Raw genomic sequence first — 685 nt, 5'->3', positions numbered from 1 at the left:
CAACCGATTCCAGCCAAAGCCATTGTTCATGTCATCGAAGATGCGTTCCTTGCCACCACGAAGATTGTAGAATTCCACAATGTCTCTTGCACTCGACTTGTAATCGTTAGTCAGTATACATCTGTAGGTATATTCGCCTTCCCAAATGTCAAGGTCTCCCTCTATTCGCCTTTGTCTCTGTATGACAAGACGATACGGTTTTCCTTTCCATTTCTCAACAAGGATGGAATTCAGCTCAAATTCAATACCGTTGATTTCAACAGTTTTCCATCCAGTCAAGGCAAACATGGAATCGTAGAAGGAAGAGCATCTGTTGGCACGAATATAAAAATGCCTGCAATGAGCCTCTACCATATCTACGATTTCCTCCGAGCATGAGCCGCAATCCATGCGGGCACGGGATATATATACTTCTGATGCCTCCAGTCGCTTGAAGATTCTTTCCAAAGTCTCTCTTTGGTTGAAGCGCACGTTTGTGTTGCCGTCTCTATTTTCAATACCGACAATCATGTCGTTAATGACTGCCACACCTGGACTATAGCCCAGGAACTTCTTGTAGGTTGGTTTTGCATCATGCTTCTCTGTTTCAATGAACTGATGGTCAAAGTCAAAATCATACTCTTGACCGGATTTCAATTGACCAGTAGCAAGCAGGGCATTGACCAGTAAGCAGTTCATCTTGTCT

The 685-nt window shown here is 43.6% G+C and carries 1 protein-coding gene; it reads right to left on the bottom strand.

Translation table 11 applies throughout. The features are described 5' to 3' along the window. Nucleotides 1-685 (bottom strand): IS1380 family transposase (locus tag DW830_RS15570; protein ID WP_119250501.1); only part of this gene is annotated, 685 nt, incomplete at both ends.

It is taken from the genome of Prevotella sp. AM34-19LB (genome assembly GCF_003468525.1).
Lineage (GTDB): Bacteria > Bacteroidota > Bacteroidia > Bacteroidales > Bacteroidaceae > Prevotella.
The sequence above is the reverse complement of the archived record's forward strand: the minus strand, read 5'-3'. Positions and strand labels throughout refer to the sequence as shown.